The organism is Fusicatenibacter saccharivorans, from assembly GCF_015557635.1.
Lineage (GTDB): Bacteria > Bacillota > Clostridia > Lachnospirales > Lachnospiraceae > Fusicatenibacter > Fusicatenibacter saccharivorans.
Genome location: NZ_JADNOP010000010.1, coordinates 115,511 through 140,906, shown reverse-complemented (window position 1 = coordinate 140,906; position 25,396 = coordinate 115,511). Strand labels below are relative to the sequence as shown.

Genomic DNA, 25,396 nt, shown 5'->3' with positions numbered 1-25,396 from the left:
TTTCTCTATTTACTCTATTTTTCTTTTAATCAATTAGCAGATCTCCGCACCCGCCGGCATTGCTTTTTCCGGGGTCATGAGGCATACGTTGCCTTCGGCGTCCTCGGCGCAGAGCAGCATTCCTTCGGACATCATTCCTGCCAGTTTGGCCGGTTTCAGGTTGGTCAGGACCATAACCTTCATTCCGATGGTGTCTTCCGGTTTGTAATATGCTTTGATTCCGGAGACGATCTGTCTTGTCTGGCTTCCGACTTTAACCTGGAAGCAGAGGAGTTTTTTCGATTTCTTCACTGGCTCGCAAGAGATGATTTCACCTACCTGGAACTGCATTTTTCCGAAATCTTCGAAGGTAATTTCCTCCTTCGGCTCAAGGTCAATCACTGCTTCCTCTTCTTTTTCCTCTTCCTGGGATGCAGCAGCCATGGCAGCTTTCTGTTTTGCCTGGATCACTTCTACTTTTTCCATAACCTCTTTGACATCGAGTCTCTGGAACAGGATCTGCGGCTGATCGGTTACTTTATTGCCCGATACGTACAGTCCGAACTGATCGAGCTCTTCGTAGCTGCGTTTCTCTGCGTTCAGCTGAGCCAGGATCTTCTCGGTAGTCTCCGGCATGAATGACTCCAGAAGGCATGCGCCGATGGTGATGCTCTCTACCAGGTTGTACAGAACCTCTTCCAGACGGTCTTTCTTTGCCTCGTCTTTTGCCAGTGCCCACGGCATCGTCTCGTCGATGTATTTGTTGCAGCGTTTGAACAGACTAAAGATTTCTGTCATCGCATCTGCCACACGCAGCTCTTCCATCTTTGCAGCAACTTTTGCTTTTGTTGCGGTAACGACTGCTTTCAGATCATCATCCACCTCTTCTGCTGCGCCGGTCTTTGTCACAACGCCGCCGAAGTATTTGTTGCTCATGGAGATGGTACGGTTTACCAGGTTTCCAAGAGTATTGGCAAGGTCGGAATTCATACGCTCAACCAGCAGCTCCCAGGTAATGACACCGTCGTTCTCAAACGGCATCTCGTGCAGAACGAAGTAGCGGACAGCGTCTACGCCGAACAGGTCTACCAGATCGTCTGCGTAGATCACGTTTCCTTTGGATTTACTCATCTTGCCGTCGCCCTGCAGCAGCCACGGATGGCCAAATACCTGTTTCGGAAGCGGCAGATCGAGTGCCATCAGGAAGATCGGCCAGTAAATGGTATGGAAACGGATGATGTCTTTTCCGATCAGATGCAGGTCTGCCGGCCACAGCTTGTTGAACTGCTCGGAGCTGTTTCCGTCACAGTCATAACCGATTCCGGTGATGTAGTTGGTCAGTGCGTCCAGCCATACGTAGGTAACGTGCTTCGGATCGAAGGATACCGGGATTCCCCAGGTGAAGGAGGTTCTGGATACACAGAGATCCTGCAGTCCCGGAAGAAGGAAGTTGTTCATCATCTCGTTCTTTCTGGAAACCGGCTGGATGAACTCCGGATGGGTGTTGATATAATCGATCAGTCTCGGTGCATATTTGCTCATTTTGAAGAAATATGCCTCTTCTTTTGCCGGTGTAACCGGGCGTCCGCAGTCCGGACATTTTCCGTCTACGAGCTGGGACTCGGTGAAGAAGGATTCACACGGTGTACAGTAAAGACCTTCATAATATCCTTTGTAGATATCTCCCTGATCGTACAGTTTTTTGAAGATTTTCTGTACCTGTGCCTCGTGATCGGCGTCGGTGGTACGGATGAATTTGTCGTAGGACGTATTCATCAGATCCCAGATTCTCTTGATCTCGGTGGATACGTTGTCTACGAATTCTTTTGGCGTGATACCTGCCTCTTCTGCTTTCAGCTCGATCTTCTGGCCATGCTCATCGGTTCCGGTCTGGAAGAATACATCGTAGCCCTGCTGACGTTTGAAGCGGGCGATGCTGTCTGCAAGTACGATCTCGTAGGTATTTCCAATGTGCGGCTTGCCGGATGTGTAGGCAATCGCCGTGGTGATATAATATTTCGGTCTGATTTTTTCCATTGCTTTCATTTCTCCTTTCAAATAAAAAAACTGCCTTATTCCGCTCTCTTGTAGTCGGAAGAAGACAGGTTTGTTTACCCGTGATACCACTTCTTTTCGTCCCTGCCTCACGGCAGAAACCTCTGCAGGTACATGTGCTATACCTCTCCGCTGTAACAGGCGGAACCTGTCGCAGCCTTACCGTTTCAGATTGTTGTTCTCACGGTTCGGTGCGCCTCTCGGAAGCCATGTTCGATCTGCCGCTCCTCCTCCCCTCTCAGCCTGCAAAACCGGAATGGTTTTCGGGGGTGTTCTCTGTAAATTTGCGAATGCAGATGTACTCTCTTCGTCACTGTGTTTTCATTTTATGCACTGCTTTTGTGCGCTAGTTTTATGCTAACACATTTACATGGATTTGTAAACCGCAAAAAAGCCCGCCGTACGGGGATTTTTTCATATTCTCCCCATTCGGCGGACCTTTCATTCATCGTAACAATTATCTGTGGTTTGCTTTGATCACAGACATTGCTGCTTCATCTGCTACAACTGTCAGATCGTTGTGAAGCTGCAGGATGGAAGCCGGAACCTGCGGAGTAACCGGTCCGTACAGAACTTTGTCGAGGATCTCTGCTTTTCCTTCGCCGCTGACGATCAGCAGAACTTTTCTCGCCTGCATGATGTTCTTGATTCCCATGGTGTATGCCTGGGTCGGAACATCCTCTACTTTTTCAAAGAAACGTTTATTTGCCTGAATGGTGCTCTCGGTCAGGTCAACGCAGTGTGTCTCTTTCTCGAATGCTGCGCCCGGCTCGTTGAATCCGATGTGGCCGTTGTTTCCAAGTCCAAGAAGCTGCAGGTCAATGCCGCCGACGCTGCGGATGATTTCGTTGTATGCTGCACATGCTTTTTCGCTGTCCGGCTCCAGTCCGTTCGGAACGAAGGTGCGCTCTTTGTTGATGTTGACATGATTGAACAGGTTGGTGTTCATGAAGTAACGATAGCTCTGATCATTCTCCGGAGAGAGTCCTTTGTACTCGTCCAGGTTTACGCTGGTGACATTTGCGAAATCAAGGTCGCCTTTGTTGTACCACTCAACGAGCTGTTTGTAAGCGCCGACCGGGGTAGATCCGGTTGCAAGGCCGAGCACTGCGTGTGGTTTCATGATCACCTGCGCGGAGATGATGTTTGCTGCTTTTCTGCTCATATCATTGTAATCTTTTGCTTCAATTAATAACATTTGTTTTTCCTCCAAATTTCTTCTATATAATAAATTACATAATAACCTGTTTCAGGTTCAGTTCGTCGTCTACCAGAAGTACATGCGCTTTTTTGCCCGGTGCAATGGATCCTACTTCATCGTAGATACCGATGCTCTGTGCCGGATTTCTTGTTGCCGCAAAAATGGCATCTGCCAGCGGAATATCAAACGAAACTGCTTTTCTCATGCAGTCGTACAGGTTCGTAGCGGAACCCGCGATGGTCTCACCGTCGGTCAGGGTTGCTTTTCCGTCTTTCATCCAGACAGCCTGTCCCCCGAGGGAATACGTTCCGTTTGGCATTCCTGTTGCCATCATGGAATCGCTGATGAGAACCATGCGCTCACTTCCCATCATGGAGAAGGTCGCGCGGACAACAGCACCGTGAATGTGATAGCCGTCGCAGATCAGCTCCATGCGGCACTCCGAATCGTCAAATGCTGCGCCGATGACACCTGGGTTGCGGTGTGCGAACGGCGGCATTGCGTTGTACAGATGGGTGACATGGTGTGCACCTGCTTTCATGGCTGCCAGCGCCGTGTCATAATCTGCTGTGGTGTGGCCAATGGAAACCATGACTTCATCGGAAACTTCTTTGATAAATTCCAGAGAACCTGGCATGTTCGGGGCCAGTGTCACGAGACGGATTTTTCCGCCGCTCGCCGCATTGCATGCGCGGAAGAACTCAGCGTTCGGAGCCACGATGTTCTCCTCTGCCTGTGCGCCTTTTTTGATCGGATCGATGAACGGTCCTTCCATGTTGACGCCGGCGATCACTTCTGCTTCCGGCTCATCTTTGATTGCTTCGATGGTTCCGAAGATTTTCAGCAGATCGTCTTTTGGCAGTGTCATGGATGTCGGGCAGTAAGAGGTGATGCCGTGCGCTTTCTCGTAGCGCAGGATCTCTTTTAAACCTTCCACGTCTCCGTCTGAAAAATCATGTCCGGCAGCGCCGTGGCTGTGTACGTCAACCAGTCCCGGCAGAACCATCATGCCTTTCGCATCGATCACTTCCTGATCGATCACTTCTTCTTTTGTGGAAACGAAACGTTTTCCTTCTATATAAAGATCTTTTTCCGCAAACGTTCCGTCTTCCTGAAATACGCGTCCGTTTTTGATAATCATTGTCTTGCCTTCTTTCTTTGATCTGTTCTGATTATAATTTATGTTGATTTTATTTTCAACTATTTTTATATTTTAGAAATTACTTTCACGTCATTAAAGTTCTTTCCATTTTTCCGCCCGCTTTCCCGTGCAATTCACACACAATTGAAAGTTGATTCACCACTCTGCCTGTGATACAATAAAGCAAGAACTGATCTGAATTTTTTTCAGATATTTACAGATACCAGGAGGACTTACGTTCCATGGAACACTTTGAAAAATCGATTATTCCTGTCATTGAGTCTGTCTATCCCTCGTTCACTCCCCTGGAACGGACGGTAGCAGATTTTTTTATTCATAATACCGACGAGTCGGATCTGTCCGCGCGCCACGTTTCGGAACTGCTCTATGTTTCGGAGGCTTCGCTCTCCCGCTTTGCGAAAAAATGCGGCTACACGGGCTACCGCGAATTTGTCTACCGTTACCAGGAAGGCCTGAACGCCGCACTGCCTGGCACGGACGATCACATCAAACAGGTGCTGAATACGTATCAGGAGCTGCTGAATAAAAGCTACTCGCTCGCCGACCGCGCGCAGATTGACCGCATCTGCCATATTCTCACTTCGAAGCGTCGGGTGTATGTCTACGGTCTTGGAAGCTCCGGACTTTCCGCCCAGGAAATGAAGCTGCGTTTTATGCTTGCAGGCGTGGATATTGAAGCAATTACCGACATTCACATCATGAAAATGAATGCCGTTCTGCTCAATGAGAGCTGCGCTGCAATCGGCATTACCGTCAGCGGACAGACACCGGAGGTGCTGCGTGCGCTCGGAGCCGCAAAGGAAAAGGGAGCCTCTACCATTCTCTTTACTTCCCGCAGCTCCAGCGATTACGATGCCTTCTGCGATGAAGTCCTGCTGCTTGCGGTCAAAGAGCATCTGAAAAACGGCGGCGCAATCTCTCCGCAGTTCCCGATTCTCGTTATGATTGACGTTCTGTACTCGCATTTTCTCACGACCGACAGCGAGCGCAAGGAGGCTTTATATGAATACGCCGTCACCAAACTCCATGAAACGTGATCCCGGCCGCGGCAGCGCGTATCTTTCTTTTCTGAAGAAACGCTGCCGCGATTTCTTTTTCTTCTGCCTGCTCCTCGGCGTTTACGTCGCCTTCATCACCCTCACAGGCATCGGCTGTCCGATCCGGTTTTCCACCGGCATTTCCTGCCCGGGCTGCGGAATGAGCCGCGCGGTACTGTTAATGCTCTCCGGTCATTTTCGGGCGGCATTTCGGATGCATCCGCTCGTCTATGCCGTACTGCCCGCAGGGATATGGCTCTTCTTCGGGCCGGAACAGACGGCGGGACTTCGGCGTTTTAAAAAGGGGATCATTACGGTGCTTGTCGTGCTGCTTCTCGCCGTTTATGCCTGGCGCATTTATTACCACGACCCGCTCCTTTCTATTGACCCTTCTCTCGGGCGCGTGCTACAATGGTTCTATCTTAATTAAAGGGGGTATTTACAAATGAATGTAAAAGACAACCGCAGTTTCTGGTTCTATCTTCTGCTCACATTTCTGACGTGCGGACTCTACTCGATCTACTTCTGGTATGTTTATGTGGAAGACCTGAACACCATCTTTTACGGTGACGGCGAAGACAGCCCAAACTACATTATCGTGCTGCTTCTGTCCTGGGTTACCTGTGGAATTTACGGCGTTTACTGGCGTTACAAACAAGCGAACCGCATGTACCGCGAATCCTACGACCGCTACGGTGTGATGATTGAGGAAAACGGTTCCGCCATTCTTCTGTGGACGCTGCTCGGCTACCTGACCGGCGGAATTGGCCAGCTCGTTGCCGACTATTTCATGATCCAGAACCTGAATAAGACGGCGCTCGTTTATAATTCACGTGCATATTAAGCAGGGGAGGCGTTTTTTATGGCAACATCTATGGTAAAGGGAAATCCGGTAAAGCTGATGCTCTCGTTTGCCTTTCCGCTTCTCATCGGAAATCTGCTGCAGCAGACGTATAACATCATTGATGCGGCGATTGTCGGCCAGGCACTTGGCCCGGAGGCACTCGCCAGCGTCGGTGCAAGCAGCAGTGTACAGTTTCTGGTGCTCGGCTTCTGTATGGGAAGCTGCACGGGATTCAGTGTCCCGGTTGCCAAGTATTTCGGCGCCGGAAAGCTTGATAAAATGCGCGATTATATTTTTAATGGTGCTGCACTTGCTGTCCTGATTGCGGCCATTCTGACCACACTCTGCAGTTTACTCTGTGCACCGATTCTGCACCTGCTGTCGGTTCCGTCCGATATTTTCGCGGATGCTTACGCATATCAGCTTGTGATTTTCCTCGGAATTCCGTTTTCGATTCTGTACAATTATCTTTCCAGCATCCTGCGCGCCGTCGGGGACAGCCGCACACCGTTTCTGTTTCTGGCATTTTCGGCAATTCTGAATATTTTCCTCGACCTGTTCTGTATTATCATTCTGCATCTGGGGTGCGCAGGCGCGGCGATTGCGACGATTTCCGCCCAGGCGATCAGCGGACTTTTATGTCTGTTTTTTATTTCCCGTAAGGTAAAGCTCCTGCTTCCGACAAAGGAAAACCGCACTCTGCGAAAGGATGCCGCGCAGGAACTCCTCGCAATGGGCATTCCGACGGGACTGCAGTTTTCGATCACGGCAATCGGCAGTATGGTAATGCAGTCAGCGAATAATGGACTTGGCAGTGTTTATGTTTCGGCGTTCACAGCTGCTATGAAAATCAAACAGTTTATGATGTGCCCGTTTGATGCGATCAGTACCGCGGCTTCCGTCTTCTGCAGTCAGAATCTCGGAGCCGGCCAGTCAAAGCGAATCCATCAGGGACTCCGCCAGGGTGTGCTTGTCGGTGTCGGCTATGGTGCGTTTGCGGGTGTCATCATGATTCTGTTCGGACGGCCGCTGACAAAGCTCTTTATTGTCAGCTCTGCTTTTGAAGCAATCAACGCTTCGGCAAAATATCTGCGCTGCCTCGGATTTTTCTACTGGATGCTTGGTATTTTGAATGTCTGCCGTATGGTAACGCAGGGACTTGGCTACTCGGGAAGAGCCGTTTTCTCCGGCGTAATGGAGATGCTGGCACGAACGATTGTCTGCCTGGGATTTGTCGGTGCGTTTGGCTTCACCGCAATCTGCTTTGCGGATCAGGCTGCGTGGCTCGCCGCCTGCTGCTATATCGCACCGACATGTCTGTACTGCGTGAAGAAATCCACGAAAATGATTGCGGATCGCGGTGCGAAATAATAACGTTATTTTCTGTCTTACAGCGGCTTCCAGATACTTCTCAGGTTATCGCGGCAATCACCAGAAACTTGTTCCATCACAGATTTTGGTTCATTGCCCGCAAAATCAAGAAAAAGATACTGTTCTGCATGGAATCATCTTCCCCGCAAAACAGTATCTTTTTTCTTGTTTTTTCAGCGTTACCGCTCGATTCCATCTCTTGCCGCAAGACCCTTGTCAAACGGATGCTTGATTTTTTTCAGCTCCGAAACATAGTCCGCCCGCTCAATCAGCGCCTCCGATGGTCCCTGCCCTGTCAGAATCACTTCCAGCTTCTCCGGCTTGTGATCCAGAAAATCCAGAAGGAGCTGCTCATCAAACAGTTTGCTTCCAATCGTATAAACCAGCTCGTCCAGAAACAGTACATCGTATTCTTCCCGAACTGCTTTTTCTGTCACTTTCTGAAACTGCTCTTCATAATACCGTTTCTGCTCTGCCTTCTCCTCCGGTGTCATCAGAAACGAAAACTTTATCTTGTCCTGCCCCGGCACAAACGTCACATTCGGCGACAGTAAGAGCACCTTCCGCTCGCTCGTGCTGTTATCTTTCATAAACTGATAAATCAAAACACGGTATCCATACCCTGCCGCACGCGTGCAGAGTCCCATACCACAAGTCGTCTTTCCTTTTCCATCCCCACAGTAGATGTGGACACAGCCTGTCTGTTTTTCCATATTGAAATCCCTTTCTTTTTTACTATCCATATCTCATATGTAACGAGGAGTGTGATACTTAACCACACTCCTCTAAGAACATCTTTTGTAAAGAGTTTTCTGCTGGTTGTCAGCCTCGGTATCCAGTTAAGATACCTTTAACGGCATGGAAATCATTAAGTCCCCCACGTGGACTATAACTTACTCCAAGCTGTCAGACTCAATGTCTTATTAAAGGACCTAAATAGATGGAAATTTATCCTGCTCCATCTGCAGTCCAACTTTTAACGATGCTCTTACATCGAGAACATTTCTGTTCTTACCTAATTATACTCACTTCAAGTAAAAAATCAACCAGGCTATCATAATCGCGGACTAAAGCTGATTACAGTTCACTGGTATACAGCGACTTGTATGTAAAATTCGTACCTGTTCTATACGTAAATTTAGCTTGCAGTGTCAACTTCATTGCTGCATAGAAGTTTGGCGTTTTTATTGCAATCATTAACGTTTTCAACTACTCTATTCTTCCCAGTATAGCCGGGAAATTTAGATTTTTCATTTATCAGTATTCACAAGTTTCGTAGCAAGAAATTCAGTAACAGCCTTCTCTGTATCCGCCAGACCATTTTCTTCCAGTTCGTTTACCAGGTTGTCCCAATTTGCGTCAAATTCCTCTTCCGTACCCGAAACACATTTTACCAGCCCTGGCCAACTAATATCCGAAATTGTATTCTGCTGCTCGGTCAGTTCCTGTGGCTGCTGATATGCCCAGAGTGCAGAATATGGAAGAAGCTCAAATTCTTCTGGCTGCGGAAACATATCTGTCAGCATTTCGATTCCCATTGCCTCGCATCCGGCTTTTTCCGCTTCGTTATAATTTGCAATCACAGATTCTTTCGTCGTTGGAGTATACGGGAATCCGTCCTCAGTGTAAGAACCTGCTCCATAGATTGGAAATCCAGTATAGTTATCAATACCTGTGTTCTTATGATAGTCTGGATCTGACTGTGCTTTGGCAACTTCTTCATCGGTACGATACGGCTTTCCATTTTCGTCCAGGAAATAATTTTCTCCTTCAATTCCCCAATGATATAAAATCTGTCCTTCATCTGAGCACAGATAATCCATGAATTTGATTGCACGAACTGGGTCCTCACAGCTTTTTGTAATTGCCATTCCATATCCGACCGTTGTTCCCTGATACAAAAGAGCTTTGCAGACCTGATCCTCTCTTAAGGTTACCGGCAGTCCAACATATGTCTGATCTACTTTTCCATCAGCCATCAATGCTGTTTCACACTGACTATAGTGCCATTCTGAATCTGTCAAGGCAACAACACGGCCGCTGGCAACCTTTGCAATATAGTCATCATCCGTCTGTGTTGCAAAATTCGGATCCAGAATTCCTTCATTGTACATACGGCATAACCATCTAAAATACTCTTTTTCTTCCGGCGTAACCGTTTTTAAATGTACTGTATAGTCATCATCAATCAGCCACTGTCCATTATCCGGCGCTGCATCTGCGATAAAGCCTGCCGGGTTACTCAGTGTAATCAGCCAATGCCAGTCTGCTGCACTCATAGTAATTCCAATCATATCCAAACCATCTTCTGTCTTTGGATGAGCTGCCAAATAGCTCTTGATCATTTTTTCATATTCATCTATTGTTTTTGGATATTTGTAATCATTCTCTTTCAGTGCAGCCCACTGGATCTGGCAGGTTCCTCCTGTTGTCAGTGTTTTCTGATTTACACCCGCATAAGAAAGCTGATAAATTCCCGGATCATCTTTACTCCACTGTAATTTTTCCAGCTCATCTCCGTACATTTTTTTTATATTAGGTCCATATTTTTCAATCAGATCTGTCATATCAATTAAGGCACCGGCTGCATACAGATCCGTTGCATTCGATTTTGCATAAATCAAATCCGGATATTCATCATTTGCAATCATCAACGCAACATCCTCTTTTGCATCTCCTTGCGATGCAACCGGATAGCTGACATCCAACGTAACACCTGTCGCCTCTGTGATCGCTTTTGCTACCGGATTATCCCAATTTCCATTTTTGCCGTCTGCATTGAAATATTCAAATGTGACTGGTGTCTTATCATCACTTTCGTCTGCTTCTGTAGTCTCCGTTTCAGTTTCTGACGACCCGGAAATTACACTTGAACTGCTTTTACTGCTACTGTCTGAACCGCAGCCTGTAAGCATTCCTGCGATCATAGTGCCCGTTAGCATCACTGATATTATTTTTCGTTTCATAAAAACCTCCTTTAAAACCCTGTCTGATATTAGACAATAAGAATTCTCCCTTTTTAATTTGCAAATTTCAGTTTCTACAAACTCATATGATTTTGAATAATCTCAGTATATCAAATATGCTTTTTGTTTTATATGATATTTTTGATCTTGTTTTTATATTTTTTTGTGTTTTTTGACACATACACATTTTCTATGCTGTGTTTTTATAAATTTATTCCTATGTTTTTGCTGTTTTTCAACAACTTTTCAACTAATTTCTATGCTATACTTAGATTTAAAGCAAAAAGAATGGGGGTTCTACTATGCAATTTAAAACTGAAAAAATTTCAGAACACATTACAAGAATTCATGGATTCTGCACAGAATTTATGTATCTGATTGAAGGTAGCAAAGCAGCTGTCCTAATCGACACTGGATGCGGATTCTATAGTTTAAAAGACTGTATCCATAACCTGACTAACAAGCCATTAAAAGTCCTGATAACCCACGGTCATGTAGATCACGCCATGGGCGCCAATGAATTTGAAGAAATTTATCTGAATCATAAGGATAAATCCGTATATCAGCTTCATTCTGAAAAAGGCTTCCGTCTGGAAGGCGCGAAAGGATTGTGTCCTGAAAAAGGGCTTATCAAAGAAACAGATATGATACCATCTGCTCCATTTGAAAAATTTCATAATCTGCAGGAAGGTGATGTTTTTGAGCTTGGTGGAATTCATGTTGTTATTTATGAATTACCCGGTCATACCCTGGGCAGTGTTGTCATGCTGATTCCGGAAGAGCGGACAATTCTTCTCGGTGATGCCTGCAATCCATTTTTATTCCTGTTTGACAAATTTTCCACGGGACTTGCTTCCTATGAAAAAAATTTACGAGCGCTACAGAAAAAAATTGCCGGAAAATATGACCGAGTCCTGATCTCACATGGAAATGGAGATTCCAAGCCAACCACTTTAGAAGATGTGCTCAAAGTATGTCAGGATATTCGTTCTGGAAATGTTACGGATCGCAATTTTGTTTTTTCTGGTGAAACACATCCTCTCGCAGATAATGGAACTTATACCTTTATCTGCTATGACAAAAAACGAATAGAAGAATAAAATCAGATTACTCTATTATGTTTTCTCAACACTGTTCAATATACAACTGTCTCAATAATTGATGTGTATTAGCTGATAAGCTGTGAATAAATCATAAAAATCCCAGCTTATCAGCTTTTCTTTACTTAATGTCCCATGCACTGTATTATTTCCGGCATTAAATCGGTATTATTTGCCGACATTTTGTGTTGCAAATATCCTGTTCACACTGCTCTTCATTTAAAATTAAAAGCACATTTTCTTCCTTGGGATTTATCAAAAAGACAGCTGTACACGAAAAAGACATAGGAAATGCAGAAAAAACGCACAAAAAGAGAGAACAGATTTCTCCATTCTCTCTTCAATAAATTTATTTTACTAAAAATTTTTTATTTACCGAAATATCTAGCCAGCAGACCAGCGAATGCTTTTCCGTGTCTAGCTTCGTCTCTTGCCATCTCATGCACGGTGTCATGGATTGCATCGAGATTCAGGGCTTTAGCACGTTTTGCAAGATCTGTTTTGCCAGCGGTTGCTCCGTTCTCTGCCTCTACACGCATCTGCAGATTTTTCTTGGTGCTGTCGGTTACGACTTCGCCGAGAAGCTCTGCGAATTTTGCTGCGTGCTCTGCTTCTTCGTAAGCTGCTTTTTCATAGTACAGACCTACTTCCGGATATCCCTCGCGGAATGCTACTCTGGACATTGCCAGGTACATACCAACCTCAGAGCACTCGCCCTCGAAATTGGCTCTCAGGTCTTTTTTGATATCTTCCGGAACATCGGATGCTACGCCAACTACATGCTCTGCTGCCCAGGTCAGATCCTCGCCCTGCTCGATAAATTTCTCTTTCGGCGCTTTACAGATCGGACAGACTTCCGGTGCTTCTGCTCCTTCATAAACATATCCACATACGCTGCATACAAATTTTTTCATAGTCTTTCTTTCCTTTCTTTTTGTTGTGTATTTAATTTTATCATTTCCAATTTTGTGGTTTATAACAGTTTTTTATTTTTGATATTAGTAACTGTTACTGATATTACTTTAACATAAGCTTCCATTTTTGTCAATGCCTATTTTTAATTTTTTCTTTCTTCCTGGGGATGCTATACGTTCCCCGGGTGATTTTTGCAGTTCTCGCAGATGCCGTAAAAATTCACAGAGTAATCTTCGATCGTACCTCTGAAATTTTCCGCTGCTACGTTCTTGATTTCGCTGATGTCACGCATTGTAAGGTCTGTCACGCAGTGACATTTTCTGCAAATGAAATGGTGATGCGTGGAAGTATCTCCATCGAACCGGTCCGGGCCATCTCCTGTTGTAAGACGCTTGATCTCTCCTAATTCAGAAAGAAGAGACAGGTTCCGGTATACTGTGCCAAGACTGATATTGGGAAATTCTTTCCGTACATCGGTATAGAGCATATCTGCGGTCGGGTGATCCTTTCGTCCCTGAAGGCAGACTTTGATGCTTTCTCTTTGTCTGCTATACTTGAGTGTTGACATAGTTCTTTTCCTTTCGTGTCTTTCGATAACAGTAATTGTTATTATATTTATACTATAAGGCTGCTTCTCGCAAAAGTCAAGAAAAAGATCACTACCCTGTCTACACAGATTTCCGTCTGTCCCAAGATCAAAAATTCCCCAAAAACGAGGAGTGCCCAGGAACCTCTCGGCGCCTGGGCTATTATTATGAAAAAATCTTAATTGTGTAGTGATTGCATACACGCTGTTCCTTTGGAACTGAGATAACTATACCAATTAATTATGAACAGATTATGAACATGCAGTGAATCTTCTGTGAATCTGTATATTTTTTAGAATTATTTTATACTTTCTTTGTGTATTTATCACATATTTTATTTCTAATTCTGTCCCTTATTCTCTACTCTGTCTAGAAATCGTTTTTCTCCGTTAATTTTTCTATTCGTATTGCCCATCCCCGATTTTCCCTGTCATTTCTCTCTCATTTATGTTAAGATTGATGTACAGCCAATGCGGCAGAATGGAGGATTTTTTATGAGTACCGGAAATCAGGAATATATACGAGACATGAACCGCGCCCTGGTTCTCGAGGCAATCGCCAACCATCCGCCGCTTTCCCGCGCAGATCTGGCGAAAATGCTGCATCTGACAAAAGCAACCGTATCCACCATCGTCCAGGAACTGCTCGACCGCCAGCTCGTCATAGAACTCGGCAGCGCCGAAAAAACTTCCATGGGTCGAAAACCGATTCTGCTTACTTTTAATAATCGCTGCGGTTCCATCATCGCCGTCGATCTCGGCGTAAAAAAGATCACCATTCTCACCGGAGATCTGAAGGGAAAATCATGTACTGTAAAAGAATACCCGATTGATCCATCCCTCTCACTGGAGGAATACCTGATTTCCCTCCTCCACAAAACCAAATCCGACCTCCCCAAGACTCCGTGCGGCCTCGTCGGAATCTCCATCGGAATCTACGGCGTCGTCTGCGACGACCTCGTTTTATTCACACCCTACTACGATCTGAAACACTCCAACCTGAAAAACTACCTCGAAGAAGAATTTCAGGTCCCTGTCATCGTAGAAAATGAAGCCAACCTCTCCGTCATCGGCGAAGCCGCCTGCGCAGAGCACTTTAAAAATATGATCTTCCTGAACATCCACGAAGGCGTCGGCATGGGAATCCTCATTGACGGCGAACTCTACACCGGCCAGAACGGCTACGCCGGCGAATTCGGCCACACCATCCTCTTCCCCGATGGCCGGCCCTGCCCCTGCGGCAACCACGGCTGCCTCGAACAGTACATCTCCGAAGCCTCCGTCCTGAACGATTTTGCCGCCGCCGAAGGCTTAGAAAACGTCTCCGTCGAACGCTTCATCCAGTATTACCAGGAAGGCAACCCCAACGCCCGCAAAGTAATGCAGGATTTCACCCACTACATCGGAATCAGCCTGAACACGGTTCTCCACACCTTCAACCCGGACGTCATCGTCATCAACAGCTCCTTCACCAACTACATCCCAGGTCTGATCGACGAAATCACCTCCGGAATCCAGAACCGCCTCCGCTGGTACCTCCACGTCCTCCCGGCTCACCTGCAGGATGTCTCCGTCCTCATGGGCGGAATCAGCCTCTGCTCCCGGAACTTCCTCGGAATTTCCACCTTTAAGCTGCTGGACCTGTAACTCAGAAATAAGTCCCTGTTCAGAGCCCCATCTCGATTCCGCTGCGCTGCATCTTGATGTGGCTTCTCGCCATATGAAATTTCAGAAAAAAGTGCTCATTCATGCAAGCATGATTCGCAATTTGTTCTGAAATTTCGCATGGCTCTGAATAGTCACAATTTGTTCATGATTTTTTTACAACATGAACACGCTTTCAACATAATTTACCCGTATACTAAAAGCATAAATAATGAATGCCAACATTATTTACACAATTTTCTTTTTCATATTGCCGATTAGAAAATCGGCTCTCCTTCCTTTAAAAATAAAAATGAAAGAAAGCACTGTTTCGCCAACGGTGCTTTTTTTCATGCCTTTTTCTCATTTTCTCCCATCTTCCTCACAACAATCTCACGCCGATCCGCCCATCCGGGCGGATCCAGACCTCCCCTCCCGCCCCCACTACCAGCCTCGCCGCCGCCCGTCCGTCCTTGCGTGATGCGGCATGGCAGCATTGGAAAAGCGGGCAGGAAAAACCAGAAAAAATGGAGGCCTTTCGAGAGACTGAAATCTGGTGCTCAACACCAGATTTCAAGGCATTCTGAGCTGGGAAAGCATCAGGCTTTCCTGGCGAATAATGCCGGTGTCTGTCGAAAGACCTCCATTTTTTCTACGTTTTTCCCCCGCTTTTCCACCGCTGCCATGCGCATCACGCAAGGGCGGACGGGCGGCGGCGAGGCGTCCCCTCTATTCACACAATTCATCCGTCAACCGCGCAAACTCCTGTAAATTCAATGCCTCCCCACGAATCGTAAGCGGCCAGCCGCAGGCTGTGATTGCAGCCTCAATCTCCTCTTTCGAAAAATGCAGCAGCTCCGAATTTTTCAGTCCGTTCGCCAGCGTCTTCCGTCTCTGATTAAACGACGCCCGAATAATGGAGAACATCAACTTCTCATCCTTCGTCTCCACCGGCATCACCTCATGACGCGTCAGCCGGATCACCGCACTTCCAACCTTCGGCCGCGGCATAAAACAGTTCGGCGGCACATTCGCCACAATATACGGCTCCGCATAATACTGCACCGCCAGCGACAGCGCCCCGTAATCCTTCGATCCCGGCCCCGTCTGCATCCGGTCCGCAACCTCCTTCTGAACCATAACCGTAATCGAATCCACCGGCACATGATTCTCAAATAATCCCATAATAATCGGCGTCGTAATATAATACGGAAGATTCGCCACAACCTTGATCGGCCGTCCGTTGTTCTTCTCCTTCGCCAGCGCCGCCAGATCCACCTTCAAAACATCATTGTTGATAACCTCAACATTATCATAATCCGACAGCGTATCCTCCAGAATCGGGATCAGATTCTTGTCAATTTCCACCGCACACACACTCCGCGCAGCATACGCAAGATACTGCGTCAGAGTACCGATACCAGGTCCGATTTCCACAACAAAATCGTCCGGTCCGATACCTGCAGCGGCTACAATCTTATCCAGCACATGTGGATCGATCAGAAAATTCTGACCATACTTTTTCTGAAATACAAAGCCGTACTTCTGCAGTACGGCTATTGTATTCTGCGGCTCCCCGAGCCACGGTTTTACTTTCTCCATAAATTCTCCATGTATTTAGAACTCAAAGTCTTTCTCGTAAAGAATCACGCGGTCGTCCGCATCGGTATGCTTTCTGGACATGCGTCTTCCGAATTTACGGGTTCCCTTTTCTGCATGGGCGATGGCACGATCCACCATATCTTTGACCTGTGAAATCGTCATCGGCTCGCCCTCCTTCTGATTGTTGCCAATCTGTGTATACAGAGCAAGCACACCCATCTCGTCCATCTTGTATCCATTCTCACGCGCATACGTGCGGGCAAACGTAACCAGCTCGTCGTTCGTGAAAACAGGAATCGAAATGACCGTCTCAAACTTCTTCGCAAAATCAGGGTAATTCCGCAGAAGACCTCTCATGCTGACCTTCTCATCCTCGATGATCAGAACCAGACTGTCGGTACGGAAATCCATTGCCTGCGACAGCTTCTCGATCGTCTCCGGGTACATCAGACCGGCACGCTCGATCAGGAGGAAACCTCCCGCCAGCTTTGAAACAATCTGCGCACAGTCCTTTTTGTTCAGAACAGATGCATCCAGACGGGCCATCTTCGTTGCCGGAAGTTTTAAGTCAGCACAGATTGCACGGACGAGATCCTCCGACAGCTTCGTTTTTCCAGTACCGTATCCGCCCATAATGGCAATGTTTCCATGACGGGAAGTACGGTCGCCTGCGTAATGATAAACACCATGCATTGCATCCAGAATCTGGATATCCATGCCTGGAACTTTCGCAAAGTAAGTAAACAGCGCTTTCTGCTCGTCACTCAGCTTATCCGGCTGGGTGTCGTTCAGGATGCGGAGTCTTGCCTCCTCCGGCGTCTCCTCTCGGAGCACCTCTTCAATCGATTTCGCAACAGTTCCTTCCGGAATGTTGTCGCGGATCAGCTGAACGGTGGCATCCGTTGTTTTTTCGATGCTCATGTTGATCGTCGCATCGGATACGCGCTCACGCTTTGGCTCGGTCGGAACTTCGATTTCGATTTCCTCCGGGGTAATCTCGATCGGCTGGGTTCCTGCCGGCTCAAACGGATCGGCTGGCTCAGTCTCGGCCGGAGTTTCCGGCTCTGTTTCGCTTTCCGGCTCGTCAGCAGGTTCTGCTTCCGCAGTTTCCGGCTCATCCGGCAGTTCGATTTCCGATGCTTTTTCAGCTTCCTGCACTTCTGCGTTCAGCGCTGCCTGAAGCTCACTAAAATCGATGGTCGGCCGTGTCTCCTCTGCCGGTTTCAGATCCGCGATGACAACCGTTGCATCCATGGACGGTGTCTCCGCCGGTTCTACGGTTTCCTCAATTTCGGCTTCCGCCTGAGCCTTCTCGGCTGCTTCTGTTTCAGCTTCCACTGCTGGTTCTGTAACTTCTGCTTCTTCGATTTCAGCCTCGGCTGCCGGTTCTATAATCTCTTCGATCTCAGCTTCATCCATCGGCTCTGTAGCTTCTTCGGTTTCAGCCTCATCCGCCGGTTCTGTGATCTCTTCGGTTTCCGCTTCATCTGCCGGTTCTGCATCTTCTTCCGGCTCAGCTTCCGCCTGCGGCTCCTCTGCCGTTTCCCGTGCCTCTGTCTCGGACTCCGGATCCATCGGCTGCTCTGCGGTTTCGGCTTCTGCTGCCGGTTCCACTGGCTCTTCTGCTTCTTCCTCCGCAACTTCCTCCGACAGGTTTGCTGCGGTCTCCTGGAACAGTGCTTCGAGGTCCGGCTCTTCGTATTTCTTCTCCGGCTTCGGTGCTTTCGGCATTACCGGCTCGGCTTTTTCCTTCGGTTTTGGCTGCGGTCTTGTCTTGATTGTCGTGTTGGCATCCGGGGATACCTCTACGTTTACATCAAGCTGCTCCGGCTCCAGATCTTTTACTTCGTACTGTACCGGCTCTTCGCTTGTCTCTTCCTCGACTGCCGTCTCTTCCTGTTTCTTTCCGCGGAAGGAGAAGACATCGCGGATGCTCTTTGCAAGCTCTGCGTGAAGATCGATCGTATTTCCAAGGTACGTCGGCGTGCTGTCTGCATACGCCTGCTCTTCCGGAATCTCCTCGATCGGCTCCTCTGTCTGCTGCAGTGCTTCGTACTCCTGCACCTGCTCTGCATCTGCCTCGGCCTGCTGTGTTTTCTCATATGCTTCGTACGGCGAACCGGCTTCTTTTTCTTCTTCACCGGCCACATACTGGCTCATCACACCGCCGTTTACCGGTTTTACTTCCGGCGTCTCTGCCGGCTCTTTCGTCGCAGCCATTTCACCGGCTCCGCTCTCTCCGGCTAACCGCACTTCAAGTGCTTCCGGATCCTCAGACGGCTCTTCATTCTTTTTGTAGTCAAAACGATGCTCGTATTTGATCTGCTGGGACGGTGACAGCGGCTCGTACTTCATTTTCAGATCCATTGCCTTTGTCACATATTTGCCCTCGCTGAACCACAGGATCAGCTCATCACAGGCATCGATGCATTTCTGCGTCTCTCCGGCTTTGCTGTAAAGGTTTGCCAGTTCATATGCCCATCTCTCGGTAAATTCCCGCTCTTTGTATTCCTCCAGAAGGGAAATCTGCTCCTCAAGCGGCGCTTTCTGTCCTCTTAAAATCTTGTATTTCAGCAGATACCGGGAATTATCGTGACGTGCGACTGCTTCAAACTCGTTGTAAAAGTCAATCGCCTCATCAAAGTCTTTCATTTTTACGGAGACCTCTACCAGGCGGTACAGAATGCCCTTTCCGATGGAGGAACGGTCATACGCCATCAGCAGAATCTTCTTCGCCTCCGGATATCGTTTGTTCGCCTCATAGACATCCGCTACCATGCCGAGCGTACGCAGACTCTTGACACGCCGCCAGTCAACGGCTTCTACAACTGCAAGTGCCCCCTCATAGTCCTCTTTTTTTACCAGACTGTTCAGCTCTTCCAGCCGGCTTTGATATTCAGCTTTATCCAATCTTTTCACCTCAATACATTTCAGATTGTTTTAGTTCATAGACACGAACAGTGTACCACACTCCCCGTAGAATGTCAAAAGAATGCCTGTTTTGCAGGCATTTTTCGGGATGCAGATCCTTCCAGCGGTCATCAAAAAAAGAACACCCGCCCCTCCGGTTTTTCCCGGAAAAGCAGGTGTCCCCTAACTACTTATATTTGATTCCGATTACTTTCTGACAGTAATCTTGTCCAGATGCCAGATATCATCTACATACTGCTGGATGGTACGGTCGGATGTGAATTTGCCGCTGTGTGCGGTATTCAGGATCGCGCTTCTTGCCCATGCAGAAGTATTTCTGTATTTATCCTCAACACGCTCCTGTGCTGCCGCATAGGACTTGAAGTCTGCCAGGGTAAAGTACATATCCGGGCGCGGAGCATTCTTCGGTGTGAGCAGGGAGTCATACAGATCACGGAACATCATGGTGTCGCCGTTTGAGTATCTTCCGCTGATCAGATCCATCACTACGTTGTGGATGTCCTGATCGTGGATGAAGTAGCTCATCGGATCGTAGGTGTAGTTGTTCTCATATTCGATAACCTGATCTGCGGAAAGTCCGAAGATGAAGGCGTTCTCTTTTCCAACTTCCTCAACGATCTCTACGTTTGCACCGTCCATGGTTCCAAGAGTCAGGGCACCGTTCAGCATGAACTTCATGTTACCGGTACCGGAAGCCTCTTTACTTGCGGTGGAAATCTGCTCGGAAACATCAGCAGCGGCAAAGATCAGCTCTGCGTTGCTGACACGATAATCCTCGATAAATACAACTTTGATCTTTCCTTTGATGGTCGGATCGTTGTTTACCACATCACCAACGGAATTGATCAGTTTGATGATCGCTTTTGCACGCTCATAACCTGCGGATGCTTTTGCTCCGAAGATGAAGGTTCTCGGGTAGAACGGCATATCCGGGTTCTTTTTCAGGCGGTCATACAGATACATGATGTGCAGAATGTTCATAAACTGACGTTTGTACTCATGCAGACGTTTTACCTGAACATCGAAAATGGAGTTCGGGTCTACATCGATACCGTTATGCTCTTTGATGTATTTTGCCAGGCGGACTTTATTTTTATATTTGATTTCCATAAATTCCTTCTGTGCCTGGGTGTCATCTGCCAGCTTAGCGATCTTTTCGATCTTCGGCAGATCGGTGATCCAGCCGTCTCCGGCGTACTCGGTTACCCAGTCAGCCAGGAGCGGGTTTCCGTGAAGCAGGAAACGACGCTGTGTGATACCATTCGTCTTATTGTTGAACTTCTCCGGAGTCATCTCGTAGAAGTCTTTTAAGGTCTGTTTTTTCAGAATCTCGGTATGAAGCTGTGCAACACCGTTGACAGAATAGCCGCCTACGATAGCCAGACGGGCCATATGAACCTGTCCGTCGTAGATGACTGCCATCTGGCGAACTTTCTCCTCATCACCCGGGTACTGCTCTCTTACCTGGATCAGGAAGCGGCGGTTGATCTCCTCTACGATCTGATAGATACGCGGAAGAAGTCTGGAGAACAGGTCAACCGGCCATTTCTCGAGTGCCTCTGCCATGATGGTGTGGTTGGTGTATGCGCAGGTCTTTGTGGTGATCTCCCATGCCTCATCCCAGCCAAGGCCTTCTACGTCCATGAGGATTCGCATCAGCTCCGGAACGGCCACGGTCGGGTGAGTATCGTTCAGCTGGAAGGTAACCTTCTCATACAGCTTTGTGATATCATCGTGATGTTTTTTATATTTTGCAACTGCTCTCTGTACGCTTGCAGAAATGAAGAAATACTGCTGTTTCAGACGCAGCTCTTTTCCTTCGTAATGGTTGTCGTTCGGATACAGAACCTCTACGATGGTTTTTGCAAGGTTTTCCTGCTCAACCGCTTTGTGGTAATCACCTTTGTCGAAGGAATCCAGGGAGAAGTCCTGAATAGCCTCTGCATCCCAGATGGTCAGCGTGTTTACAACATCGTTGTCGTATCCTACGATTGGCATATCGTAAGGAATTGCGTTTACAGACTGATAATCTTTCTGTACGAAGTTTACGCGTCCGGTAGTCTCATCATACTCCTGTGCTACGTATCCGCCAAATTTTACTTCTTTTGCGTATTCCGGGCGTTTCAGCTCGAATGGATAGCCGTGTTTCAGCCAGTTGTCCGGTACTTCTACCTGATAACCGTCGCGGATCTGCTGTTTGAACATACCGTATTTATAACGGATACCGCAGCCGTATGCCGGATATCCCAGTGTAGCCAGGGAATCCAGGAAGCATGCTGCCAGACGGCCAAGACCGCCGTTTCCAAGCGCAGGATCTCTCTCCTGGTCCTCCAGAAGGTTCAGGTTCAGTCCCATCTCATCAAGAGCTTCCTGTACCTGTTTGTATGCAGTCAGGTTAATCAGGTTATTTCCCAGCGCACGTCCCATCAGGAACTCCATGGACATATAGTACAGAATCTTCGGATCCTGCTCATCCATTGCTTTCTGGGTTTTCAGCCAGTTGTCAATAATAACGTCTTTTACTGCGTAGCAGACTGCCTGGTAAATTTCCTGCTGGGAAGCCTCTTCCAGATTTTTTCTGTACAGCATTTTTACGTTTTCTTTGACACTGTTCTTAAAAGTTTCTTTGTTGAACTCGGCGTTTAACATCTGCGTCCTCCTCAATAGCAGTCTGCGAGCGGAGAGCTTGTCTGCATCCCCGCTCGCAGGCTGATTTTTATATTAACGATCGTCGTGGAAACGCATCCAGAAGTATTCTTAGATACGCTCTACTGCCATGGTAACCTTTTCGGAGTTGATATTCCACTCCTTCTCATAGCCCTTTGTCTCTCCAGTCACGATTTCTTCTGCCAGAACTTCAGATTTAATTTCATCACCATGGTTTTTCATGATGCTTACAATCTTGTCGTTGTCTTTTGCATATACTCTGATCTTGTCCATAACCTCAAAGCCGGCCTCTTTACGCATGGTCTGGATTTTACTTACCAGCTCACGAACAAAACCTTCCTCGATCAGTTCCGGAGTCAGATTGGTATCCAGAACAACGGTGATTGTATGGTCGGATTCGGATACATAGCCTTCCATCTGTGCCATGTCAATTAACAAATCCTCCTCTAATAATACAATTTCCTGTCCATCGATGTCAAGTTTAAGTTCGCCGGTGCTCTTGAGCTCTGCCATAGCCTTGTTTCCATCCAGCTCAGACAGGGTTGTTTTGATCTTGTTCAGGAGTTTTCCGTATTTTGGTCCTACGGTACGCATCTGCGGTTTGAAGCTGTAGCTGATGAAATCTGCGATGTCATCTTTAAATACAACTTCTTTGACATTCAGCTCGTCCTCGATGATCTCTTTGTAGAATTCGGAAAGCTGGAACTCGCTCTTCACGTACATGGTTCCGATCGGCTGACGGTTTTTGATATTGGCGGTGTTTCTTGCGGCACGTCCCATAACGACGATCTCCAGCAGGTCTGCCATATCCTCTTCCATCTTCGGATCGATCCAGTTCTCATGTACCTCCGGGAAGTCGCACAGATGGATACTTTCCGGTGCACTTGCATCGATGCTCTTTACGAGGTTCTGATAAATATCCTCTGTCATGAACGGAATCATCGGAGCTGCTGCTTTTGCAACGGTCACCAGTGCGGTGTACAGAGTCATGTAAGCATTGATCTTATCCTGCTCCATGCCTTTTGCCCAGAAACGCTCACGGGAGCGGCGTACATACCAGTTACTCATATCATCCACGAAGGACTGCAGTGCTTTTGCTGCCTCCGGGATACGGTAATTTGCCAGGTTGTCGTCTACTGCTTTTACAGTGGATTCCAGACGGGACAGCAGCCATTTATCCATAACAGCCAGTTTGTCATATTCCAGACTGTATTTTGTTGCATCGAAGTTGTCGATGTTTGCATACAGGACAAAGAACGCGTAGGTGTTCCACAGGGTTCCCATGAACTTTCTCTGTCCTTCGACTACGGTCTTGCCTGCGAAACGGCTCGGCAGCCACGGAGCACTGCTGGTGTAGAAGTACCAGCGGATCGCATCGGCACCGTAGGTCTGCAGTGCGTCAAACGGATCTACCGCATTTCCTTTGGATTTACTCATCTTCTGTCCGTTCTCATCCTGTACCAGACCAAGAACGATAACGTTCTCGTACGGTGCTTTGTTGAACAGCAGAGTGGAAATTGCAAGCAGGGAGTAGAACCATCCACGTGTCTGGTCTACAGCCTCGGAAATAAACTGTGCCGGGAACTGTTTCTCGAAGGTTTCTTTGTTCTCGAATGGATAGTGATGCTGTGCAAACGGCATGGATCCGGAATCGAACCAGCAGTCGATAACCTCCGGTACACGGTGCATCTCTTTACCGCATTTCGGGCACTTGATGGTCACTGCGTCGATGTACGGGCGGTGAAGCTCGATGTCATCCGGGCAGTTGTCTGCTTTTTCTTTCAGCTCCTCGATACTGCCGATGCAGTCCTGATGGCCGCATTCACACTGCCATACCGGAAGCGGAGTTCCCCAGTAACGGTTTCTGGAAAGTCCCCAGTCCTGAACATTTTCCAGCCAGTCGCCAAAGCGTCCTTTTCCGATGCTTTCCGGAATCCAGTTAATGGTGTTGTTGTTGCGGATCAGATCCTCTTTTACTGCAGTCATGCGGATGAACCAGGTTTCACGTGCATAGTAGATCAGCGGAGTATCGCATCTCCAGCAGTGCGGGTAGCTGTGCTCGAACAGCGGCGCATCAAACAGAAGGTCTTTATCCTCGAGTGCCTGCAGAACGGCCATATCTGCTTTCTTGCAGAAAGTACCTGCCCACGGAGTTTCCTCGGTCATCTCACCTTTTTCGTTTACTAACTGTACGAAAGGAAGATCGTATCTGTGACCGACCTTGGAGTCGTCCTCACCAAATGCAGGGGCGATATGAACAACACCGGTACCATCGGTCAGTGTTACGTAGGTATCGCAGACTACATAGTATGCTTTTTTGTTTCCGATTCTCTTCTCAGCGTACGGGAACAGCGGCTCGTACTCTTTGAACTCAAGATCTTTGCCCTGATAATGCTCCAGGATTTCAGCGCCCTCACCGAGAACGGTGTCTACCAGAGCGGCTGCCATATAATAGGTATATCCTTTGCTTGTTACTTTTACATAATCCTCATCCGGGTTGACGCAGAGCGCAACGTTGGACGGAAGGGTCCACGGTGTGGTGGTCCATGCCAGGATGTAAGCGTCCTCGCCTTTTACTTTAAAGCGGACAACGGCAGAACGTTCTTTGACATCTTTGTATCCCTGCGCTACTTCGTGAGAAGAAAGCGGGGTACCGCAGCGCGGGCAGTAAGGAACGATTTTGTGTCCTTCGTACAGAAGACCTTTCTTCCAGATCTCTTTTAATGCCCACCACTCGGACTCGATGTAATCGTTATGATACGTAACGTATGGGTTTTTCATATCAGCCCAGAAGCCAACGGTATGGGAGAAGTCTTCCCACATTCCCTCGTATTTCCATACGCTCTCTTTACACTGCTCGATGAATGGCTCTACGCCGTATTTTTCGATCTGATCTTTTCCGTCCAGACCGAGTTTTTTCTCAACTTCCAGCTCTACCGGCAGTCCGTGGGTATCCCAGCCTGCTTTTCTCGGCACCTGATAACCCTTCATGGTACGGTATCTCGGGATCATATCCTTGATAACACGGGTCTCTACGTGGCCGATGTGCGGTTTTCCGTTTGCGGTCGGCGGTCCGTCATAGAACACGTAGGACGGATTTCCTTCACGCACTTTCATACTTTTTTCGAAGATCTGATTGTCTTCCCAGAACTTCTCAACCTGTTTTTCTCTCTCGACAAAGTTCATGTCGGTTGAAACTTTCTTGTACATGCTTGTACCTCCTGAAACTTAAGTTTCTCGTTTGATTTGCTCGCGTAAAATAAGAAAAAGCTCCCGCCCTGTAATAGGACGAAAGCTGTACTTATCGTAACCACCTGTTACATACTATCATATGCA

Annotated in this window: 17 protein-coding genes; 6 read left to right on the top strand and 11 right to left on the bottom strand. The window is 47.6% G+C overall.

Annotated elements, in window-relative coordinates:
* Positions 1 to 33: 33 nt before the first annotated feature.
* The 3 genes from metG to nagA form a co-directional block, all read right to left on the bottom strand.
* Positions 34 to 2,016: a methionine--tRNA ligase gene (metG, locus tag I2G42_RS10155; RefSeq protein ID WP_195531012.1), complete on the bottom strand. Its 1,983-nt coding sequence runs from the start codon at positions 2,014 to 2,016 to the stop codon at positions 34 to 36.
* A 475-nt stretch (positions 2,017 to 2,491) separates the two neighbouring features.
* Complete coding sequence (gene nagB / locus I2G42_RS10150) at positions 2,492 to 3,232, bottom strand: glucosamine-6-phosphate deaminase (protein ID WP_117761352.1); 741 nt, start codon at positions 3,230 to 3,232, stop codon at positions 2,492 to 2,494.
* Between the two features lie 34 nt (positions 3,233 to 3,266).
* Positions 3,267 to 4,376: an N-acetylglucosamine-6-phosphate deacetylase gene (gene nagA / locus I2G42_RS10145; RefSeq protein WP_055225779.1), complete on the bottom strand. Its 1,110-nt coding sequence runs from the start codon at positions 4,374 to 4,376 to the stop codon at positions 3,267 to 3,269.
* Positions 4,377 to 4,618: 242 nt separating this feature from the next.
* Between nagA and I2G42_RS10140 the strand changes: the two genes are divergently transcribed.
* From I2G42_RS10140 to I2G42_RS10125, 4 genes are read left to right on the top strand one after another with little or no spacing between them, the layout of a single operon-like run.
* Entirely contained in the window at positions 4,619 to 5,434 is an 816-nt protein-coding gene (locus tag I2G42_RS10140; protein WP_022462919.1) for a MurR/RpiR family transcriptional regulator, read from the top strand.
* Positions 5,400 to 5,864 carry a DUF2752 domain-containing protein gene (locus I2G42_RS10135; protein WP_117761353.1) on the top strand — a complete coding sequence of 155 codons (465 nt, stop codon included), beginning with the start codon at positions 5,400 to 5,402 and terminating at the stop codon, positions 5,862 to 5,864. Before I2G42_RS10140 ends, I2G42_RS10135 begins: the two co-directional genes overlap by 35 nt.
* A gap of 15 nt (positions 5,865 to 5,879) precedes the next feature.
* Positions 5,880 to 6,278, top strand: coding sequence for a DUF4234 domain-containing protein (locus I2G42_RS10130; RefSeq protein ID WP_022462917.1), 399 nt, complete (start codon positions 5,880 to 5,882; stop codon positions 6,276 to 6,278).
* An 18-nt stretch (positions 6,279 to 6,296) separates the two neighbouring features.
* Positions 6,297 to 7,649, top strand: a complete 1,353-nt coding sequence (locus I2G42_RS10125) for an MATE family efflux transporter (protein ID WP_117761354.1) — start codon at positions 6,297 to 6,299, stop codon at positions 7,647 to 7,649.
* Between the two features lie 179 nt (positions 7,650 to 7,828).
* Here the strand turns inward: I2G42_RS10125 and I2G42_RS10120 are convergent, their stop codons facing one another.
* Positions 7,829 to 8,362 (bottom strand): cob(I)yrinic acid a,c-diamide adenosyltransferase, encoded by a 534-nt coding sequence (locus tag I2G42_RS10120; RefSeq protein WP_117510571.1) that lies wholly within the window; start codon positions 8,360 to 8,362, stop codon positions 7,829 to 7,831.
* Between the two features lie 537 nt (positions 8,363 to 8,899).
* The gene (locus I2G42_RS10115) at positions 8,900 to 10,615 is read right to left on the bottom strand and encodes an extracellular solute-binding protein (protein ID WP_055222034.1); all 1,716 of its coding nucleotides are present in this window, start codon (positions 10,613 to 10,615) and stop codon (positions 8,900 to 8,902) included.
* A 302-nt stretch (positions 10,616 to 10,917) separates the two neighbouring features.
* Here I2G42_RS10115 and I2G42_RS10110 point away from each other — a divergent pair, with 302 nt between their 5' ends.
* Positions 10,918 to 11,715, top strand: a complete 798-nt coding sequence (locus I2G42_RS10110) for an MBL fold metallo-hydrolase (RefSeq protein WP_173830356.1) — start codon at positions 10,918 to 10,920, stop codon at positions 11,713 to 11,715.
* Positions 11,716 to 12,083: 368 nt separating this feature from the next.
* On the opposite strand, the gene I2G42_RS10105 is transcribed toward I2G42_RS10110, so the two are convergent.
* Both I2G42_RS10105 and I2G42_RS10100 read right to left on the bottom strand, forming a co-directional pair.
* Positions 12,084 to 12,629, bottom strand: a complete 546-nt coding sequence (locus tag I2G42_RS10105) for an NADH peroxidase (RefSeq protein ID WP_022462914.1) — start codon at positions 12,627 to 12,629, stop codon at positions 12,084 to 12,086.
* Positions 12,630 to 12,799: 170 nt separating this feature from the next.
* Entirely contained in the window at positions 12,800 to 13,198 is a 399-nt protein-coding gene (locus I2G42_RS10100) for a Fur family transcriptional regulator (RefSeq protein WP_022462913.1), read from the bottom strand.
* Between the two features lie 513 nt (positions 13,199 to 13,711).
* On the opposite strand from I2G42_RS10100, the gene I2G42_RS10095 reads away from it, so the two are divergent.
* Positions 13,712 to 14,863, top strand: coding sequence for an ROK family transcriptional regulator (locus I2G42_RS10095; protein ID WP_117802694.1), 1,152 nt, complete (start codon positions 13,712 to 13,714; stop codon positions 14,861 to 14,863).
* Between the two features lie 726 nt (positions 14,864 to 15,589).
* On the opposite strand, the gene rsmA is transcribed toward I2G42_RS10095, so the two are convergent.
* From rsmA to ileS, 4 genes are all read right to left on the bottom strand, one after another.
* Complete coding sequence (rsmA, locus tag I2G42_RS10090; RefSeq protein WP_173813650.1) at positions 15,590 to 16,462, bottom strand: 16S rRNA (adenine(1518)-N(6)/adenine(1519)-N(6))-dimethyltransferase RsmA; 873 nt, start codon at positions 16,460 to 16,462, stop codon at positions 15,590 to 15,592.
* 15 nt (positions 16,463 to 16,477) lie between these two features.
* Entirely contained in the window at positions 16,478 to 19,372 is a 2,895-nt protein-coding gene (locus I2G42_RS10085; RefSeq protein WP_117761355.1) for a hypothetical protein, read from the bottom strand.
* 207 nt (positions 19,373 to 19,579) lie between these two features.
* Positions 19,580 to 22,042, bottom strand: coding sequence for a glycogen/starch/alpha-glucan phosphorylase (locus I2G42_RS10080; protein WP_055225791.1), 2,463 nt, complete (start codon positions 22,040 to 22,042; stop codon positions 19,580 to 19,582).
* Positions 22,043 to 22,150: 108 nt separating this feature from the next.
* Positions 22,151 to 25,270 (bottom strand): isoleucine--tRNA ligase, encoded by a 3,120-nt coding sequence (ileS, locus tag I2G42_RS10075; RefSeq protein ID WP_055222021.1) that lies wholly within the window; start codon positions 25,268 to 25,270, stop codon positions 22,151 to 22,153.
* Positions 25,271 to 25,396: the final 126 nt, after the last annotated feature.

What these genes read in the sequence shown, in the direction of transcription:
- I2G42_RS10110 (WP_173830356.1), top strand. Translation starts at nt 10,918, where the DNA reads ATGCAATTTAAAACTGAAAAAATTTCAGAACACATTACAAGAATTCAT.
- I2G42_RS10105 (WP_022462914.1), bottom strand. Translation starts at nt 12,629, where the DNA reads ATGAAAAAATTTGTATGCAGCGTATGTGGATATGTTTATGAAGGAGCA.
- I2G42_RS10115 (WP_055222034.1), bottom strand. Translation starts at nt 10,615, where the DNA reads ATGAAACGAAAAATAATATCAGTGATGCTAACGGGCACTATGATCGCA.
- I2G42_RS10120 (WP_117510571.1), bottom strand. Translation starts at nt 8,362, where the DNA reads ATGGAAAAACAGACAGGCTGTGTCCACATCTACTGTGGGGATGGAAAA.
- ileS (WP_055222021.1), bottom strand. Translation starts at nt 25,270, where the DNA reads ATGTACAAGAAAGTTTCAACCGACATGAACTTTGTCGAGAGAGAAAAA.
- rsmA (WP_173813650.1), bottom strand. Translation starts at nt 16,462, where the DNA reads ATGGAGAAAGTAAAACCGTGGCTCGGGGAGCCGCAGAATACAATAGCC.
- I2G42_RS10130 (WP_022462917.1), top strand. Translation starts at nt 5,880, where the DNA reads ATGAATGTAAAAGACAACCGCAGTTTCTGGTTCTATCTTCTGCTCACA.
- metG (WP_195531012.1), bottom strand. Translation starts at nt 2,016, where the DNA reads ATGGAAAAAATCAGACCGAAATATTATATCACCACGGCGATTGCCTAC.
- I2G42_RS10140 (WP_022462919.1), top strand. Translation starts at nt 4,619, where the DNA reads ATGGAACACTTTGAAAAATCGATTATTCCTGTCATTGAGTCTGTCTAT.
- nagA (WP_055225779.1), bottom strand. Translation starts at nt 4,376, where the DNA reads ATGATTATCAAAAACGGACGCGTATTTCAGGAAGACGGAACGTTTGCG.
- nagB (WP_117761352.1), bottom strand. Translation starts at nt 3,232, where the DNA reads ATGTTATTAATTGAAGCAAAAGATTACAATGATATGAGCAGAAAAGCA.
- I2G42_RS10080 (WP_055225791.1), bottom strand. Translation starts at nt 22,042, where the DNA reads ATGTTAAACGCCGAGTTCAACAAAGAAACTTTTAAGAACAGTGTCAAA.
- I2G42_RS10100 (WP_022462913.1), bottom strand. Translation starts at nt 13,198, where the DNA reads ATGTCAACACTCAAGTATAGCAGACAAAGAGAAAGCATCAAAGTCTGC.
- I2G42_RS10095 (WP_117802694.1), top strand. Translation starts at nt 13,712, where the DNA reads ATGAGTACCGGAAATCAGGAATATATACGAGACATGAACCGCGCCCTG.
- I2G42_RS10135 (WP_117761353.1), top strand. Translation starts at nt 5,400, where the DNA reads ATGAATACGCCGTCACCAAACTCCATGAAACGTGATCCCGGCCGCGGC.
- I2G42_RS10125 (WP_117761354.1), top strand. Translation starts at nt 6,297, where the DNA reads ATGGCAACATCTATGGTAAAGGGAAATCCGGTAAAGCTGATGCTCTCG.